This window comes from Actinoplanes sp. NPDC023714 (assembly GCF_040639855.1).
In the GTDB taxonomy this organism is placed as follows: Bacteria; Actinomycetota; Actinomycetes; order Mycobacteriales; family Micromonosporaceae; genus Actinoplanes.
In genome coordinates this window covers 659,447-675,688 of the sequence record NZ_JBFAAR010000002.1, presented here as the reverse complement: position 1 = coordinate 675,688, position 16,242 = coordinate 659,447, and the positions used below count along the sequence as shown (strand labels likewise).

The 16,242-nt window shown below is 73.0% G+C and carries 18 protein-coding genes; 11 read left to right on the top strand and 7 right to left on the bottom strand.

The window, feature by feature from the left end; genetic code table 11:
* Nucleotides 1-37: 37 nt before the first annotated feature.
* Nucleotides 38-391 carry a DUF6204 family protein gene (locus tag AB0G10_RS11050; protein WP_360918685.1) on the top strand — a complete coding sequence of 118 codons (354 nt, stop codon included), beginning with the start codon at nt 38-40 and terminating at the stop codon, nt 389-391.
* Between the two features lie 42 nt (nt 392-433).
* On the opposite strand, the gene AB0G10_RS11045 is transcribed toward AB0G10_RS11050, so the two are convergent.
* Nucleotides 434-793: a VOC family protein gene (locus AB0G10_RS11045; protein WP_360918683.1), complete on the bottom strand. Its 360-nt coding sequence runs from the start codon at nt 791-793 to the stop codon at nt 434-436.
* Nucleotides 794-862: 69 nt separating this feature from the next.
* Between AB0G10_RS11045 and AB0G10_RS11040 the strand changes: the two genes are divergently transcribed.
* Nucleotides 863-1,558 carry a Clp protease N-terminal domain-containing protein gene (locus AB0G10_RS11040; protein ID WP_360918681.1) on the top strand — a complete coding sequence of 232 codons (696 nt, stop codon included), beginning with the start codon at nt 863-865 and terminating at the stop codon, nt 1,556-1,558.
* A gap of 42 nt (nt 1,559-1,600) precedes the next feature.
* Here the strand turns inward: AB0G10_RS11040 and AB0G10_RS11035 are convergent, their stop codons facing one another.
* The gene (locus AB0G10_RS11035) at nt 1,601-2,125 is read right to left on the bottom strand and encodes a 2'-5' RNA ligase family protein (protein WP_360918679.1); all 525 of its coding nucleotides are present in this window, start codon (nt 2,123-2,125) and stop codon (nt 1,601-1,603) included.
* A gap of 87 nt (nt 2,126-2,212) precedes the next feature.
* Between AB0G10_RS11035 and AB0G10_RS11030 the strand changes: the two genes are divergently transcribed.
* The 5 genes from AB0G10_RS11030 to AB0G10_RS11010 all read left to right on the top strand — a co-directional run bounded on the left by AB0G10_RS11030 (nt 2,213) and on the right by AB0G10_RS11010 (nt 7,260).
* Nucleotides 2,213-3,106, top strand: coding sequence for an ABC transporter ATP-binding protein (locus AB0G10_RS11030; protein WP_360918677.1), 894 nt, complete (start codon nt 2,213-2,215; stop codon nt 3,104-3,106).
* A complete protein-coding gene (locus AB0G10_RS11025; protein WP_360918676.1) occupies nt 3,103-3,876 on the top strand; it encodes an ABC transporter permease in 774 nt (257 codons plus the stop codon). The genes AB0G10_RS11030 and AB0G10_RS11025 overlap by 4 nt, the downstream gene beginning before the upstream one ends.
* A 22-nt stretch (nt 3,877-3,898) precedes the next feature.
* On the top strand, nt 3,899-5,344 hold the full coding sequence (locus AB0G10_RS11020) for a histidine kinase (protein WP_360918674.1): 1,446 nt from the start codon (nt 3,899-3,901) through the stop codon (nt 5,342-5,344).
* Between the two features lie 58 nt (nt 5,345-5,402).
* Nucleotides 5,403-6,014 carry a response regulator transcription factor gene (locus AB0G10_RS11015; protein WP_360918672.1) on the top strand — a complete coding sequence of 204 codons (612 nt, stop codon included), beginning with the start codon at nt 5,403-5,405 and terminating at the stop codon, nt 6,012-6,014.
* Between the two features lie 358 nt (nt 6,015-6,372).
* A complete protein-coding gene (locus AB0G10_RS11010; RefSeq protein WP_360920688.1) occupies nt 6,373-7,260 on the top strand; it encodes a sigma-70 family RNA polymerase sigma factor in 888 nt (295 codons plus the stop codon).
* 606 nt (nt 7,261-7,866) lie between these two features.
* Here the strand turns inward: AB0G10_RS11010 and AB0G10_RS11005 are convergent.
* On the bottom strand, nt 7,867-9,108 hold the full coding sequence (locus tag AB0G10_RS11005) for a hypothetical protein (protein ID WP_360918670.1): 1,242 nt from the start codon (nt 9,106-9,108) through the stop codon (nt 7,867-7,869).
* Entirely contained in the window at nt 9,105-9,494 is a 390-nt protein-coding gene (locus tag AB0G10_RS11000; protein WP_360918668.1) for a helix-turn-helix transcriptional regulator, read from the bottom strand. The genes AB0G10_RS11005 and AB0G10_RS11000 overlap by 4 nt, the downstream gene beginning before the upstream one ends.
* A gap of 189 nt (nt 9,495-9,683) precedes the next feature.
* On the opposite strand from AB0G10_RS11000, the gene AB0G10_RS10995 reads away from it, so the two are divergent.
* The 3 genes from AB0G10_RS10995 (at nt 9,684) to AB0G10_RS10985 (ending at nt 13,387) form a co-directional block, all read left to right on the top strand.
* Entirely contained in the window at nt 9,684-11,321 is a 1,638-nt protein-coding gene (locus tag AB0G10_RS10995) for an ABC-F family ATP-binding cassette domain-containing protein (protein WP_360918666.1), read from the top strand.
* 58 nt (nt 11,322-11,379) lie between these two features.
* Complete coding sequence (locus AB0G10_RS10990) at nt 11,380-12,216, top strand: undecaprenyl-diphosphate phosphatase (protein WP_360918665.1); 837 nt, start codon at nt 11,380-11,382, stop codon at nt 12,214-12,216.
* Nucleotides 12,217-12,277: 61 nt separating this feature from the next.
* Nucleotides 12,278-13,387 (top strand): DUF3626 domain-containing protein, encoded by a 1,110-nt coding sequence (locus AB0G10_RS10985; RefSeq protein ID WP_360918663.1) that lies wholly within the window; start codon nt 12,278-12,280, stop codon nt 13,385-13,387.
* On the opposite strand, the gene AB0G10_RS10980 is transcribed toward AB0G10_RS10985, so the two are convergent.
* Entirely contained in the window at nt 13,384-13,896 is a 513-nt protein-coding gene (locus AB0G10_RS10980) for an alpha/beta hydrolase (protein WP_360918661.1), read from the bottom strand. The genes AB0G10_RS10985 and AB0G10_RS10980 overlap by 4 nt on opposite strands.
* Nucleotides 13,897-14,018: 122 nt before the next feature.
* Here AB0G10_RS10980 and AB0G10_RS10975 point away from each other — a divergent pair, with 122 nt between their 5' ends.
* A complete protein-coding gene (locus AB0G10_RS10975) occupies nt 14,019-14,366 on the top strand; it encodes a hypothetical protein (RefSeq protein WP_360918660.1) in 348 nt (115 codons plus the stop codon).
* Nucleotides 14,367-14,515: 149 nt separating this feature from the next.
* On the opposite strand, the gene AB0G10_RS10970 is transcribed toward AB0G10_RS10975, so the two are convergent.
* Both AB0G10_RS10970 and AB0G10_RS10965 read right to left on the bottom strand, forming a co-directional pair.
* On the bottom strand, nt 14,516-14,872 hold the full coding sequence (locus tag AB0G10_RS10970; RefSeq protein WP_360918658.1) for a GntR family transcriptional regulator: 357 nt from the start codon (nt 14,870-14,872) through the stop codon (nt 14,516-14,518).
* Entirely contained in the window at nt 14,872-16,233 is a 1,362-nt protein-coding gene (locus AB0G10_RS10965) for an MFS transporter (protein WP_360918656.1), read from the bottom strand. Before AB0G10_RS10965 ends, AB0G10_RS10970 begins: the two co-directional genes overlap by 1 nt.
* Between the last annotated feature and the right edge of the window lie 9 nt (nt 16,234-16,242).

Sequence of the window (16,242 nt, the reverse complement as noted above, 5' to 3'; positions counted from 1 at the left end):
GATGAAGCCGGCGGGCGGATTGCCGATACTGGGCCGCGTGACCGACAAACGCACCATCCGCGTCACCGTGCGCGGATCCTTCGACAACCTCACCGCCGACCAGAAGGCCGAGCTCCTCGCCGCCGGCGCCGAGCACGCCGACATGCTCGACGTGCAGTACACGGCCGAGGGTCACCTGCACTACGACCTCGCGGCCCGGCCGTTCTTCACCTTCCGGTTCGCCGAGGAGGTCGACGAGGAGAAGGACATCCCGCAGGTGACGGCCCGGGCCGAGGCCAAGGCCGCGGCGTGGATGACCGCGCGGGGGTACGGGTTCAAGCGGATCACCTCGCAGACCGTCGACATGTCCGAGGTGCCGCTGGGCCCGCGCGGCCGCCGCCTGCAGGGCTGATCTCCCCGTTCGCCGGCTGCGTCGCCGGCGGGGCGGGAACGCTCAGCCGGCCCGCTCGGCGGCGCTGCGCTCGACGCAGAACTCGTTGCCCTCGGGGTCGCGCAGGGTGACCCAGCCGGTGCCGTCCGGCTTGCGGTGGTCCTGGAAGATCGTGGCGCCGAGGGCGACGACCTTGTCGACGAACGCGTCGCGGGTGCCGGTCGGCGGCTGGATGTCGAGGTGCAGGCGGTTCTTCACCGTCTTCGCCTCGGGCACCGCGATGAACAGCAGGCCCGGGGTGGACTCCACTAGGGCCTCCTCGTCGTCGGACTCGGCGTCGATCGGGGCGCCGGTCAGCTCCGACCAGAACCGGGCGATCCGCAGCGGGTCGCGGGCGTCGATGGTGATGTGACGGATGGCCATGAACGCCACTATAGACGGTGCGTCAACCAACGGTTGACGACGACGTGCCGTCAACCTATGGTTGACGGCATGACCTCTCCCGTCCGTCTCGACGACCTGATCGCGGCGATCCACTCCAGCCGCCCCGACTCGCCGATCGAGCGCCTCAGCGAAGCCGTCCTGCTCGCCGACCGGCTCGGCGAGCTCTCCGACCACCTCATCGGCCACTTCGTCGACCAGGCCCGCCGGGCGGGCAGCTCGTGGACCGAGATCGGCGCCGGCCTCGGCGTCTCCAAGCAGGCCGCGCAGAAGCGGTTCGTCGGCCGGTTCGACATGGCCCAGGGCTTCCAGCGGTTCTCCGACGACGCGCGGGCTGCCGTCGCCGGCTCGACCGGCCACGCCCGGCGGCACGGCCACGCCGAGATCGCCCCCGGCCACCTCGTCCTCGCCCTGCTCGACCGCCCCGCCGGCCTCGCCGTGCGGGCGCTCACGGCGCAGGGCCTCACCGCCGGCGCCGTGCGGGACGCCGTCGTCGCGGCGCTGCCGGCGGCGGCCGGGGCCGTGCCGGACGTCGTGCCGTTCGACGGCCGCGCCCGCAAGGCCCTGGAGCTGACCTTCCGGGAGGCGCTGCGGCTCGAGCACGAGGAGGTCGGCACCGGGCACCTGCTGCTCGCGCTGATCGAGGAGGAGGAGCCGGGCGCCGGAATCCTCGGCCGGCTCGGGGTGCGCAAGGACGCGGCCGAGCGGACCGTGCTGGCCGGGCCGGCCGAGACCCGGCGAGCGTAGGCTCCGCCCGTACCCCGCAGGCTCTTGATCTTGATAGTGGGCTCAGCCGAGCGGGAAGTCGGTGAGCGTGTGCCACGAGTCGCCCGGCTGCGGAACGCCGGCGACCAGGCGCAACGCGGTGACCCGGGCCCGGATCGGCAGATGCGCCCGGACCTGCTCGGCGGCGGCGTCCAGCTCCGGCTTCGGGTGGTCGTGGCCCACCGTCAGATGCGGCACCACCTCGTCGAACACGCCCTCGTAGGGCGGCGCCTGCGGAAACCGGGTGGCGATCCGGTGGGTCAGCTCGCGGAACGGCTCGGCCGGATCGGGCGCCAGCCACAGCACCCGGTCGGTGAACCAGGCGACCCGGTCCAGGGTCAGGAAGAACCGCGGCACCCCCGCCGCCACCAGCCGCAACGCGGCGAGCACCGACGGGGTCAGCTGCGCCGGGGGCAGGAACGGGTAGAGCACCGTGATGTGCGCGGGAATGCCCCACGCCGCCGCGGCGTCCAGCCGGTCGCGCAGGCCGGCCACCGCCGGCTCGGCCTCCGGAATCGGCACGATCAGGGCGCTCTGCGTCGGTTCCACCGCTGTATTCAAACACTGACGGATGTCATGGTCCGCCCGTGACGCACGGCGCAGGTGCCGATCCGCCCGCGGCGGCACGCTGGTCGCATGACGGAAGTAGACGCGGTGGCCCTGGACGGGGTCGTCAAACGGTTCGGGCCGGTCACCGCGGTGGCCGGGCTCGACCTGCGGATCCGCCCCGGCGAGGTGGTCGCCCTGCTCGGCCCGAACGGGGCCGGCAAGACCACCACGATCGACATGCTGCTCGGTCTCACCCGGCCCGACGCGGGGACGGTCCGGGTGTACGGGCATCCGCCGCAGGACGCGGTCGCGCTCGGCCTGGTCTCGGCCGTGATGCAGACCGGCGGGCTGCTCAAGGACTACACGGTCGAGGAGACCGTGCGGCTCACGGCGGTGCTGTTCGGCCGGCCGCGCGCGGCGGTCGCCTCGGCGCTGGAGCGTGCCGGGATCACGGACATCGGGGATCGCCTCGTCGGCAAGTGCTCCGGCGGGCAGCAGCAGCGGCTGCGGTTCGCGATGGCGCTGCTGCCCGACCCGGAGCTGCTGATCCTCGACGAGCCGACCACCGGGATGGACGTCGGCGGCAGGCACGACTTCTGGACCGCGATCCGGCAGGACGCGGCCGGCGGGCGCACGGTCATCTTCGCGACGCACTATCTGGAGGAGGCCGATGCGTACGCGGACCGGGTGGTCCTCGTGCGCCGGGGCGCGATCGTCGCGGACGGGACGGCGGCGTCGGTGAAGGCGCTGGCTTCCGGGCGGACCGTGCGGGCGACGCTGCCGTTCGCTTCTATTTCGGACATGTCGGGAATATCGGGTGTTGATTCCGCAGAGGTTCGCGGCGACACCGTCTATCTGCACGGGCGGGACACCGACGCGATCGCCCGGCACCTGCTGACCACGACGCCCGCCCGCGACCTGGAGATCACGTCGCGGAATCTGGAAGAGGCGTTCCTGACCCTGACGGCGGATGAGTCATGACTGTCGCTGCTCGTACCCTGCCGCGCCTCGGCGGCTTCAACCTCGGGATGATCGGGCTCGAGCTGCGCCGGATGATGCGGAACAAGCGCACGGTGATCTTCACCCTGATCATGCCGGCGGCGTTCTTCCTGCTGTTCGGCAGCAGCGCCGAGTACCGCACCGAGCGGGTCGGCGACGGCAACGTCACCGGCTACATCCTGATCAGCATGGCCGTGTACGGCGCGATGCTGGCGACCACGAGCGGCGGGGCGATGGTCTCCATCGAGCGGGCCGCGGGCTGGTCCCGGCAGCTGCGGCTCACGCCGCTCAAACCGCTCGCGTACGTGGCCGTCAAGCTCTCCCTGGCGATGATCATCGGCGCGGTGTCGGTGGCGGTGGCCTGTGTCGTCGGCGCGTTCGGGGGCGCCGAACTGCCACCGCATGCGTGGATCGGCTGCGCGCTGCTGGCCTGGGTGTGCTCGCTGGTGTTCGCCGCGTTCGGGCTGTTCATGGGTTACCTGCTGCCCAGCGAGAACGTCATGCAGATCCTCGGCCCGGTCCTGGCCGTGCTGTCCTTCGCGGGCGGCCTGTTCGTGCCGGTCGACGAGCTCGGATCCACGTTCGCCACCCTCGCGAAACTCACCCCGGTCTACGGTGTCGGCGCGATCGCCCGGTACCCGCTCGTGCAGGACGGCGACCTGTGGGTCGCCACCCTCAACGTGCTCGTGTGGACCGCGCTGTTCGCGGCCGGCGCGATGTGGCGCTTCCGCCGCGACACGGCCCGGGTCTGAGGGCCTCGGTACCGTGACCGACATGGTCGCCGAACGCCCCGCCCCGCGCTACGGCTGGGCGTTCGCCGCCATCTGGCTGTTCTATCTGGGCGAGAACCTCAACGCCCTGCTCACGGCGGGGCCCGGCTGGCAGCGCAGCGTGGGGCTGGCGGCGCTGGCCGGGTTCGCCGTGGTGTACGTGCTGGTGCTGGCGCAGTTGCGGCACCTGCGCTGGTCCTTCTCCTCGTCGTCTTCGCCGGCCTCTCCTGCCTCTTTTTCGCCGTCCTCTTTCTCGGCGGCCTCTTTTTCGGCGGCCTTGCCCTCGTCGGGGCCGTTCGGTGCGCTCTTCGTCTGGCTGGCGCTGGTCGTGATGACCGGGCTGGGCGCGCTGCAGATCCCCGGCGCCGGGCCGCACGCGCTGACGTGCCTCGTCTACATCGCGGCGACGGCGATGATGGGCCTGCCCCGGCGGCAGGGCATCACCGTGGCGGTGACCATGGTGGTGCTCGCCGAGGTGCTGCTGCGCACCCTGCCCGGCTGGCGCACGGCCGGGCACGGCTACAGTCTCGCCATCGTCCTCGCCGCAGTCGCGACCGGCGGGATCCGCCTCGCCCTCGACCGCCAGCGCCGGCTGCGCGTCGCCCAGGGCGAGATCGCCGCCCTCGCCGTCGCCGACGAACGGGCCCGGATCGCCGCCGACCTGCACGACATCCTCGGCCACTCGCTGACCGTGGTGACCGTGAAGGCCGAACTCGCGCAGCGCCTGCTCGACGTCGACCTGGACCGCGCCCGCGCCGAACTGCGCGACCTGGAGTCGCTGGCCCGGGACGCGCTCGCCGACGTCCGCGCCACCGCCCTCGGCATGCGCGGCATCTCCCTGCCCGGCGAGATCGCGGCGGCCCGGCAGGCCCTCGCCGCCGCCAACATCGAAGCCGACCTGCCCGGCGCCGCCGACGACGTGCCCACCCGCAACCGCGAACTCTTCGCCTGGACCATCCGCGAAGCCGTCACCAACATCGTCCGGCACAGCGGCGCCCGGCACGCGATGGTCCGCCTCACTCCCCGCAGCGTCGAAATCCTCGACGACGGGGTGGGCGTCCAGGCGGGCTCACCCGGCTCCGGTGCGGGCGGCTCCGGCGCGGGCGACTTCGCGGCCGGCGGGTCCCAGGCCGGCGGCCCCGGTTTCCCGCCCGGCGACCTCGGTGCAGCCGGCGGGTCCCGAACCGGCGGCCTGGGTGCGGCCGGCGGTTTCCCGGCTGGCGGGTCCCCAGCCGGCAGCCTCGGCGCGGGCGATTTCCCGGCCGGCGATCTCCGTGCGGGCGGTTTCCCGGCCGGCGGCCTGGGTGCGGGCGGCGGGTTGGGTCCGGGCGGCGGTCAAGGGCTGGCCGGGCTGCGCCGCCGCGCCGACGAGCTGGGCGCCCATCTCACGGTGGGCAACCGCGCCGACGGCGAGCCCGGCTTCCGGGTGCTGATGGAGGCCTCTTCGTGACCGGCCCGCTCCTCTGCTCGTACTCCTTCACCCTCTTTCCCCCTGCGGAGGCCCTCTCATGATCCGGCTGCTGCTCGCCGACGACCAGGCGCTCGTGCGCGGCGCGATGGCGGCCCTGCTCGACCTCGAACCGGACCTCGAAGTCGTCGCCGAGGTCGGCCGCGGTGACGAGGTGGTGGCCGCCGCGAAGGAGCACGGCGCCGACGTCGCGCTGCTCGACGTGCAGATGCCCGGCCTCGACGGGATCAGCGCGGCGCGGATGCTGCACGAGCAGGTGCCGTCCTGCCGGGTGCTGATGGTGACCACGTTCGGCCGGGCCGGCTACCTGAAGCAGGCGATGGCGGCCGGCGCCGACGGGTTCATCGTGAAGGACACCCCGGCCCGCCGGCTCGCGGACGCGGTCCGCCGGGTGCACCAGGGCCTGCGGGTGGTCGACCCGGCCCTCGCCGCCCAGTCGCTGGCGCACGGCGACTCCCCGCTGACCGAACGGGAGACCGACGTCCTGCGCGCCGCCCGGGACGGCGGAACCGTCGCCGACATAGCCCGTGAGCTGCGGCTTTCGGAGGGAACCGTGCGCAACCACCTCTCCTCGGCGATCGGCAAGACGGGCGCGCGCACCCGCGCCGAGGCGGTCCGGCTCGCTGTCGACGCGGGGTGGCTGATTCCGTAGGCACGCGGCCCGGGAAGCTGCTATGACTCCAAACCTCGACTTGAGGAGAAATTCGGAGTGCAACCGAGCAGCAACCGAGAGTGCCACTTCTCTGCACCCGTAGCGGCGAAAAGTTCCCCCTGTCAGCAGTACACAGGGGGGAACCGAAATGACCGCGACCGTTCAGACTTCCGTCACGCCCGCTCCCGCCGCCCAGGCCCCGGCCGTCTCCGCGACGGCGCAGTCGGGCGCGGCCATGCCGGCCGCCACGGGTGCGGCCGTGCCGGCGGGTGCGGCCGTGCCAGCGGGTGCGGCCGTGCCAGCGGGTGCGGCCGTGCCGGCGGGTGCGGCCGTGCCGGCACCTTCGCCGGCCGCCTCCGTGCCAGCGCCGGCGCCGGCGCCGACCGTCGCGTCCGTCACGCCGGAGCAGGAGGCGCTGATCCGGGACAACATGGCGCTGGTCGGCCACATGGTCCGCGAGATGCTCTTCAAGGTGCCGCCGCACGTGCACCGTGACGATCTCGCCTCGGCCGGGTACGCCGCCCTGGTCACGGCCGCGCAGTCGTTCGACGCCGAGCGCGGCATCCCGTTCGGCCGGTTCGCCGCGGTCCGCGTCCGCGGCGCCCTGCTCGACGAGCTGCGCAGCATGGACTGGGCGAGCCGCTCGGTCCGGGCCCGCGCCCGCCGCGCCGACGTGGCCCGCGAGGAACTGACCCGCCACCTGGGCCGCACCCCGACCGCCGAGGAACTGGCCGAACTGCTCGGCGTCGCGGTCGGCGAGCTCAGCAGCGTCGACGACGACGTCCAGCGCGCCGCCGTGCTCTCACTGCAGGGTTTCGCCACCGGCACCGCCGAGGACCTGGTCACCGAGACCGCGATGAACCCCGAGGAGCTGCTGCTGCACCGCGAGCGCCTCGGCTACCTGCACGACGCGGTCACCGTGCTGCCGGAACGTCTCCGCTACGTCGTCGAAGCCTCCTTCCTGCAGGAACGCCCGCTCTCCGAGGTCGCCGCCGAACTCGGCGTCACCGAGTCCCGGGTGTCACAGCTGCGCACCGAGGCCCTGGCCCTGCTCCGCGACGGCCTGATCACCCACATGGAGCAGAAGCGCGTCCCGGACGCCAAGGACGGCTGCGTCGCCCGTCGCCGCGCCGCCTACGCCGCCCAGATCGCCGCCCGCAGCACCATGACCAGCCGCCTCGGCGTCACCGACGCCCAGGGCCTGCGCCTCTCCGACATCCCGGCCCGCATGCCGCAGGCCGCCTAGTCCGTGGCCCGACGCCCGAGTTGTCCGTGGCCCGGCGCCGCGACCAGGGTCATCCCCGGAGGGGCCGCCGCGCGTTCCGCTAGGCGGCCCCTCCGCCCACCCCACTTGGGTACGAGGAACCCGACCGCCCCCGATATCAACGGTCGCTTCCTCTGATCCGCAGAGGCCGGTAGCCCTCACCGATCCGTGCCGCCCACGTCGGTGTCGGAAGGAGGCGGTCGCCCCAGGACGAGCGGTTGCCCAGGCCGCCGGCTGGTCACGTGGACGCTGCCAGGACGCCAAGTGCCGACGTCGCCGGCTGGTCATGTGGTCAGCCGCCGGGTCGTCAGGTCGTCCAGTGGTCAGCCGCCAGGTCGCCAGGTGCGCTGGGTGGCCAGGTCGCCGGGTCGTCTCAGGCGGTCATGGCGCCTCCTCGGGTCATGCGTTGGCCTCGGGTTGTCCGTCTGTCGCGGTTCGCGCGTGCTCTGCGGTTCGAGTGCCCTATGCGGTTCATGCGTGCTGTGCGGTTCAAGTGCCCTGTGCGGTTCGAGTGCGCGGTGCGGTTCATGCGTGCTCCTCGGCAGGCCGGCGTCACTCGGCCGGGAACGGTCGGGGGTGCTCCTAGGTTCAGGCGGCCTCCTCGGTCCAGCGGAGTTGTGGCTCCGGGCGGGTCCGGGACGCGGCCAGGGTGGCCAGGGCCAGGGCGGCACCGAGGACGGTCAGGGCCAGGTTCAGCCAGACCGCGGTGGACGGCCAGTACGGGCCGCCCAGCTTCAGGGCGCTGTGCACGGTGTAGACGTCCTTGAGGGTGCTGTCGTAGGTGAAGACGCGCAGCACGTTGCCGTAGAGGGCGACCGCCGGCACCGCCAGCGTCAGGATCGTCGTCGTGGCGAGGGCGGCCGCGGTGCGGGCCCGGGCCGCGGGCCGGTGCCGGATGCGGCGGGCCGCGGCCGCCGCCAGTAGCCAGCCGGTGAGCAGGCCCGCCGCGCCGCCGAGGACGATCGCCGGGATCAGGGCGGCGCTGCCGGCCGGGGAGACCATGGTGCTCACCGAGGCCTCGGCCGGGTTGTCGGCGTCGCCGGCGATGGTGAAGCCGCTGACCGAGAGCAGCACGCCGTCCCGGTCGGCGTCGAACTCCCAGCCGGTGAGCGGGCGCTGGCCGGCCTGCTCGTCGGCGCGGCGGGCCTCGATCGGCGGCCACGGGGTGCTCGCGCTCAGCCGCCAGCCGTCGGCGGCGAGCCGGGCGCGGGCCGCCTCGGCGTCCCACGACGGGTCGGCCGCGCTGGACCAGCCGACCGCGTCGGTGCTCCACGGCGACGGCGACGGGTCGACGATGGTGCGGGACAGCTCGGCGCCGGGGCTGCCGCTGACCGCGCGGTGCAGCGCGGCGGCGGCCTGCGGATCGGGCACCCGCAGGAACGCCTGCTCGACCGCCCACGAGCCGGCGGCCGCGCCGAACGCGCCGCCGATCAGCATGACCAGCACCGCGGCGACCCAGGCGAGCGGCCGCCGGGCGGGCAGCCGGAACCGCTGGCGGATGCCGCTGCCGATCAGGTGCCAGGCGTCGGCGCCGGCCGGTCGGCGCCGGCCGGGCTCGGCCATCTCGAGCAGCGTCGTCACGACCTCCGCACCGTGACGACGGCGGTAGTCCCGCGGGTAGGCCCGCAGCAGGCGCTTGCACGCCCGCTCGAACCGGGGATCCGCCTCGGGCCAGGAGGTGCCGGCCGGCCACCGGTCCGGCCGGGACCAGGGATCGGCCTGCTCCGGGCCGGGTTGCTGCGGATCGGGCCGCAGGCCGGGCACCGGGTCGCCCAGTCGCCAGAGCTCGTCCTGCGGCGACGGGTCGCCGTGCCAGCCGGTCGCGGTCATGCCGGTGCCCCCGGCGCCGCGGCGCCACGCGCGGGCGCGGCGGAGAAGACGGCGAAACGGCTGAGCCCCGGGACGGCGCCGGGGCGCTGCCGCAGCTGGGTCTCGGCGGCCGAGGCCCGCTGGCGCAGCCGGCCGACCTCGGCGACCAGGGTGGCGGCGCCGGAGTCGCTGAGACGGTAGTAGCGGCGCAGCCGGCCCTCGACGGCTTCCTCCCGCTCCACCTCGATGAGGCCCTGGTCGGCCAGCCGGTCCAGGGCGCCGTAAAGGGTGCCGGGTCGCAGCTTCACGTCGCCACCCGACAGGTCGAGCACTGCTTGGACGATCCCGTAACCGTGCAGCGGCCGGGCGGCCAGCGCGGTCAGGATCAGGAATGTCGGCTCCTGCATGACGGCCACAGTACGTCGCCCGGCATATATCGGCAACCGAACTATGAAATTCGCTTGCGGCCCGGCCGGCGGCGGGGCAGTCTTGGCGCCGGACCTGCCGCCGGCCTTCAGGAGCACACGCCGATCATGTGAGAGCGACCCGACACGACCAGCCCTCTTCTGTCGGTGCCGCACACTCCGGAGGCGTCCTTGTCCAGCAACAACACGAAGAGCACCACCGTCCATCTGAAGACCGTCGGCCTCGGCATGGCCCACGACGGCGAGCCGCTCTTCGCCGGTCTCGACCTCGTTCTCCGCGAGGGCGACCGGATCGGGGTGGTCGGCCCGAACGGCGCCGGCAAGACCACGCTGCTGCGGGCGCTCGCGGGCGAGATCGCCCCGACGGCGGGGACGGTCTCGCTCGCGCCGGGGGCGCGGCTGTCCTTCGTACGCCAGGCCATGCCCTTGAACGACGAGAGCGTCGCCGCGTTCCTCAGCGCAGGTCTCGGTGAGCTCGCGGCAGTGACCGCGCGGCTGCGCGCGCTGGAGGCGCGCCTGGCGGCGGGAGAGGAGGTGCTCGACGAGTACGGGACCGTGCAGGAGCGCTGGACGGCGCTGGAGGGGTGGAAGGCCGAGGCGCGGCTGACCGAGATCCGGCAACGGCTCGACATCGCCCACCTGCCCGACGACCTCGACGCCGGGAAGGTCAGCGGTGGCGAGCAGGCACGGCTGCTGCTGGCGCGGGCGCTGCTCGACGCGCCCGACCTGCTGCTGCTCGACGAGCCGACGAACCACCTGGACGCCGAGGGCGCCGCGTGGCTGCGGACCTGGCTGCGCGACTTCCCCGGCGGAGTGATCGCGGTGAGCCACGACCGGGCGTTCCTCGACGAGTTCGCGACCCGGATCATCGAGCTCGACGGCATCGAGGAGCAGCCGCAGGACTATCCGGGCGGCGGATACACGGCCTACCGCGCCGAGAAACAGCGCCGCTGGGAGCGCCTGCTGCTCGACTTCGAGGCGCAGGAGAAGGACCGGCTGCGCTGGGAGGCCGACATCGCGAAGACCAAGGGGTACGCGCGCGGCGTCGAGAACACGGTTCGCTCCGGCGTCGAGGCGCCGCACCTGCGGCGGGTGGCGCGGCTGGTCGCCCGCAAGGCCAAGGTGCGCGAGCGGCGGCTGCGCCGGCAGATGGCGTCGGTCAAGTGGATCGCCCAGCCGCGGACCCGGCCGCCGCTGACGCTCGCCTTCCCCGGCGACGACACCGCCGACGGCGAGATCGTGCTGACGGCGCGCGACCTGACCGTGGCGCACGGCGAACGGGTGCTGCTCGACGCGGTCGACCTCGACGTCGTCCGCGGCGACCGGATCTTCATCACCGGCCGCAACGGCGCCGGCAAGACCACGCTGCTGCGGGCGCTCGCCGAGCGCAGCCCGGACGTCGCGGTGCTGCCGCAGACCGACGAGGGACTGCGCACCGGGACCAGCATGATCGACTTTTTCCGGGAGCGCGTCCCGGTCTACGTCGACGACGCCGAGCGGCTGCTGGCCGGCCACCAGTTCGAGGCCGAGCAGTGGGCCGCGCCGGTGCGCGACCTGTCCGGCGGCGAGCTGCGCCGGCTGCTGCTGGCCGTGGTGGTGAACAGCCCGGCCCGGATCCTGCTGCTCGACGAGCCGACCAACTTCCTCGACTTCGAGGCCCTCGACGTGGTGGAGGAGGCGCTGCGGCGATACCGCGGGACGCTGCTGTTCGCGAGCCACGACCGCTACTTCGCGGAGGCGGTCGGACACACCCGGCATTGGCACGTCGCCGGCGGCCGGATCGCCGAGTCCCGGCGCGAGACGGCGTGATCGACCCCCCTATGCTCTCAAGCTGGCTAGGGGAAAGCGGGATATTTTGAGTTCGGATATGAGCATCGTGGAAGCGGTGATCCTCGGCGCGGTCGAGGGTGTCACCGAATTCCTTCCGGTGTCCAGCACGGGTCACCTGACGATCCTGGAGAAACTGTTCGGGCACACCATCGACGACCCGGACATCACCGCCTTCACGGTGATCATCCAGTCGGGCGCGGTGCTCGCCACCATCCTGTTCCTGCGCAAGGACATCGCCCGGGTGGTGCCGGCGTTCTTCCGGGGGCTGTTCAACAAGGAGCACCGGGAGCACGCCGACTTCCGGTTCGGCTGGGCCGTGCTGCTCGGCTCGATCCCTATCGTGATCGCGGCGCTGCTGTTCAAGGACGCCATCGAGACGACGCTGCGCAGCCTCTGGTTCGTGGCCGGCGCGCTCATCCTGTGGAGTGGTGTGATGGCGTTCGCCGACCACGCCGCCACCCAGGTGCGCAACGAGAAGGACGTCACCTGGAAGGACACGCTGATCATCGGCACCGTGCAGTGCATGGCGCTGATCCCCGGCATCTCCCGCTCCGGCGCGACGATGTCGGCGGGCCTGCTGCGCGACCTCGACCGGGTGACCGTCACGAAGCTGTCGTTCTTCCTGTCGATCCCGGCGCTGACCGGCGCGTCCATCCTGCAGGGCGTCGGCGAGGCGGACCGGATCGCCAACGGCGTCGGCTGGACGAACACGATCGTCGCGACGGTGGTGTCGTTCGTGGTCGCCTACGCGTCGGTGACCTGGCTGCTCAAGTTCGTCTCGAAGCACTCCTACAGCATCTTCATCTTCTACCGGGTGGCGCTCGGCTCGCTGCTGCTGGTGCTGCTGGCGACGGGCACGATCTCCGCGAAGTGACAGCGTGCGATGAACGGCCGGGCCCTGGCGGCCCGGCCGTCCTGCGTGATCGACTGGGCGGATGATCTCCCCGGCTGCCACCGCCGCGCTGCGGCACGTCCGCGCGCTCGGCATGCCCGGGACCGTCCCGGACGCCCCGATCACCGTGAACTTCCACCCCGACCGGCTGCTCGCCGACGGCCGCACGGTCGCCGCGTGCCTGGCCGGCGAGGGCGTCTACCGCAGCCAGTTCGAGACGCGGATCTCCAACGGCGGGCTGCTCGCCTACCCGGGCGGGGACCGGGACCGCTGGGAGCACCGGATGTTCGGCGGCGCGTACTCCGGCGTCGAGGGCCGGCCGATCTACGGCGCGCTGAACCTGGCCGGGCACCCGGACGGCGCCGCGCCCCGGTTCGGCAGCTGCCATCTCGTGCTCGAGCCCGGCACCCTGCGGCGCGCGACGTTCTGCCACGGCGACAGCCACCCGCAGCCGTCCGTGGTCGGCACCGCCGACGCCTTCGGCGCGATCCGGCGCGCCCTGCACGACCAGGTCATCGGCGGTGGCGAGGCGCTCGGCGTCCGCGCCTCGTCGCCCGCGGAGTGGGAGGCCGCCGTGGCCGCGCGCCGGGCCTCGGCCGGCGCTCCGGGTAGTGGCTCAAGTGGTGGCTCAGGCCGCGTCCCGACGGCCGCCGACGGCGCGCGGCCGGGCACGACCGATCCGGCGCTCGGCAACCGCGCGCGGCCGGGCCCCATCGATCCGGCACTCGGCGACGGCGCGCGGCCGGGCACGACCGACCCGATCGGGGCGCTCGCCTGCGGGCGGACGCTCGACGACTACGTCGAGGCCCAGCTGCACGGCGGGCTCGCGCTGCGTGCGCACGTCACGGCCGTCGTGGCCGACCCCTCCTTCATGGGTACGGACACCGCGGCGCACCTGGCCTCGCTCGGCCTCCCGGTCCGGTGGCACGCCGGGTTCGCGCTGCCGGCCGCCGAGTTCCCGGCCGACCTGCGCGGACCGGACGTTCCGCCGCTGGCCCGGGAGATCGCCGAGCGGTACCGCCGCCCGGTCCTCGACGCCGAGGTCATCGGCCGGGCGGCCCGTGCCGCGGCCGGCGACCCCGGACGGCTCCAGCAGATCAAGTACCTCTGGCACATCCTGGTGCTGCGCGGCCGCCCCTTCTCCGGCCCTTAGAGAGGCTCACCCCCGCACAGCGCCTCCACCAGGCGCTCGCCCCGCGGCCACGGCCCGAAGCCGGTCTTCGAGTCGAGGTGGCCCACCGGGCCGGCGTCGACCACCTCGGCGCCCCAGGCCCGGGCCCACTCCTCGGCCTGCTCGAACGTCGCGTGCGGGTCGGTCCGGCTCGCCACCACCACGGTGCGGAACGGCAGCGGCCGGCGGGGCACCGCCATGTCACCGACGAACGGCGGGGTGACCAGCAGCGCGGCCTGGACCGGGCCGGTGTGCCGCTCCGCCCAGTACGCCACGGTGAGGCACCCGGCGCTGTGCGCGATCAGCACGGCCGGATCGGGGCTCGCCGCGAGCACCGCCTGCAGGGCGGCCACCCGCGGCTCCGGCTCGTAGGGCGGGCCCGGCGGCTCGGGTGCCCACGCGTAGCCGGATCGTCGCCGCACCCACTCCCACGACCAGTGCTCCGGATGGGCGACACCCCGGCCCGGCACCAGCAGACGACGCACGCTCACCAGTCCCTCCAATCGTCGGTGAACATGCCGACAACCTAGACCGGCCCACCGACATTTTCCGGCCGCTCGGCAGCGAGCCCCGTCGATGGCACACTGAGGACTCGCGGGGGAGAGGGGCCGGCATGGCGGAGGAGACCGATACCGATCAGCGAGCGCGGACCGATGCGGCGGTGCTCGTGGCGCTGGCCTGGTGCATCGTCGTCACGGCGGTGACGCTGGTCGTCGAGTCGGAGATCCTCACCGGCGGGCGGGACTGCGGTGAGCGGTCCTGGTGCCTCGGCTCGGAGGCGATGCTGACGATCGGCCTGGTCGCCGGCGCGCCGCTCTGGCTCGGGTACATGCTGGTCTCCTGGCTGATCGCGATCGCCGTCGCGCGCTCGGTCCGCTCGGCTCTCCTGGCCGGGACGCTGGCGGCGGGTTCGGCCGCGGCCCTCATCTTCCTGGTGCTGAGCCTCCTCTTCGGCGGGTGACGGAAGCACCGGCAGGTGACGGAAGCATCCGAGAGGTGAGGGAAGCATCCGCAGGTAAGGGAAGCATCCGGCAGGTGACGGAAGCAGGAAGCGGAGAACGCGACGAGCCCGCCGCCGGTCAAACCGTCGGCACGGTGCTCCGCTCGTACTCAATGGTCCAAAGCGGCCTTGACCAGCGCTATGGCCTGGTCGGACGGAATGCCCAACGCCCGGGTCTGTGCGGCGTAAGCCGCGGCAGCCTGCTGGGCGAGCACCGACGTCCCGGCAGCTCGCGACGTGATCACCGTGCCGGCGCGGCCCCGGGTCTCGACGAGACCGGCCTGCTCGAGTTCGCGGTAGGCGCGGGCCACGGTGTTCGCGGCGAGATTCAAATCGGTCGCGAGCTGGCGCACCGGGGGAAGCTTCGTGCCCGCCGGAAGGTCCCCGGCGGCCGCCAGCGCGGCGATCCGCAGCCGGACCTGCTCGTAGGGCGGCACCGGGGAGGCCGGGTCGATGACGATGTTCATCAGAGCAGTCTGGGGGGTGTGTTGCCGACCGCGGTGATGGCCCGCCGCAGCGGCACGAACGCCAGCAGGACGCCGCCGACCAGGAAGAACACCATCAGCGAGATGATGCCGGTGCGGTAGCTGTTGGTGAGCTGGAAGATCAGGCCGAAGAAGAGCGGGCCGAGCCAGCTGGTGCCCTTGTCGCTGATCTCGTAGAAGCCGTAGTACTCGCCCTCGCGACCGGAAGGGATCAGTTGCGAGAACAGGCTGCGGGACAGCGCCTGGCTGCCGCCCATGACCAGGCCGATGCCGGCGCCGAGCAGCATGAACGGCAGCGGTTCGCCCTCCGGCAGCCAGTAGGCGGCGGTGACCACGCCGAGCCACAGTGCCAGGCTGATCAGAATCGTCTTGCGGGCGCCGATCCGGTTCGCGAGGGCGCCGAGCAGCAGCGCGCCGCCGAACGCCAGGAACTGCACGATCAGGATCGTGATGATCAGATCCGACTGCTCGAGCTTGAGTTCCTCGGTGCCGAACTGGCTGGCCAGCGCGATGACGGTCTGGATGCCGTCGTTGTAGATCAGGTAGGCGCCGAGGAAGAACAGCGTGAGCGGGTAGGCCCGCATCGCCTTGATGGTGTGCCCGAGCTGCTTGAAACCGTCGGTGAGCACGTTGCCCTTTTCGGTCGTGCTCTCCCGGCCGGGGTGTTCTTTGAGCCAGAGCAGGGGTACGACGGTGAACGCCGCCCACCAGACGCCGGCCGACACGATCGACCAGCGGGCGATGTCGAGGGTGCGCTGCGGGTTGCCCTCCTCGCTGAGCATGGTCACCGCGACCAGGTTGAGCAGCAGCAGCAGGCCGCCGCCGAGGTAGCCGATCGCCCAGCCGCGGCTGGAGATCCGGTCCCGGTCGTCGGGGCCGGCCAGCTGCGGCAGGAACGAGTTGTAGACCACGATCGCGGCGCCGAACGCGATGTTGGCGATCAGGAACAGCAGGCCGCCGAGCAGGTACTGGTCGCCGGTGACGAACCCGATGCCGATGGTGGCGGCCGCGCCGAGGAAGGCGGCACCGGCCAGCAGCGGCTTCTTGCGCGGCGCCCGGTCGGCGATCGCGCCCATGACCGGCAGCACGAACACGGTGAGCAGCACCGACAGCGACACCAGGTACGCGTAGTAGGAGCCGGCCGCGACCGGGATGCCCAGCGGGTGGACGGTGCCCTCGCACTCGTCGGCGTCGATCGCGCAGCCGGCCGCCATCTCGGTGACCGTGGTCAGGAACGGTCCGAGGAAGACGGTGATGACCGTGGTGGAGAACGCCGAGTTGGCCCAGTCGTAGAAGTACCAGCCGGTGCGTTCCCGCCTGCCCGCTGTCGTTGTGACGGTCACGTGCGCTCC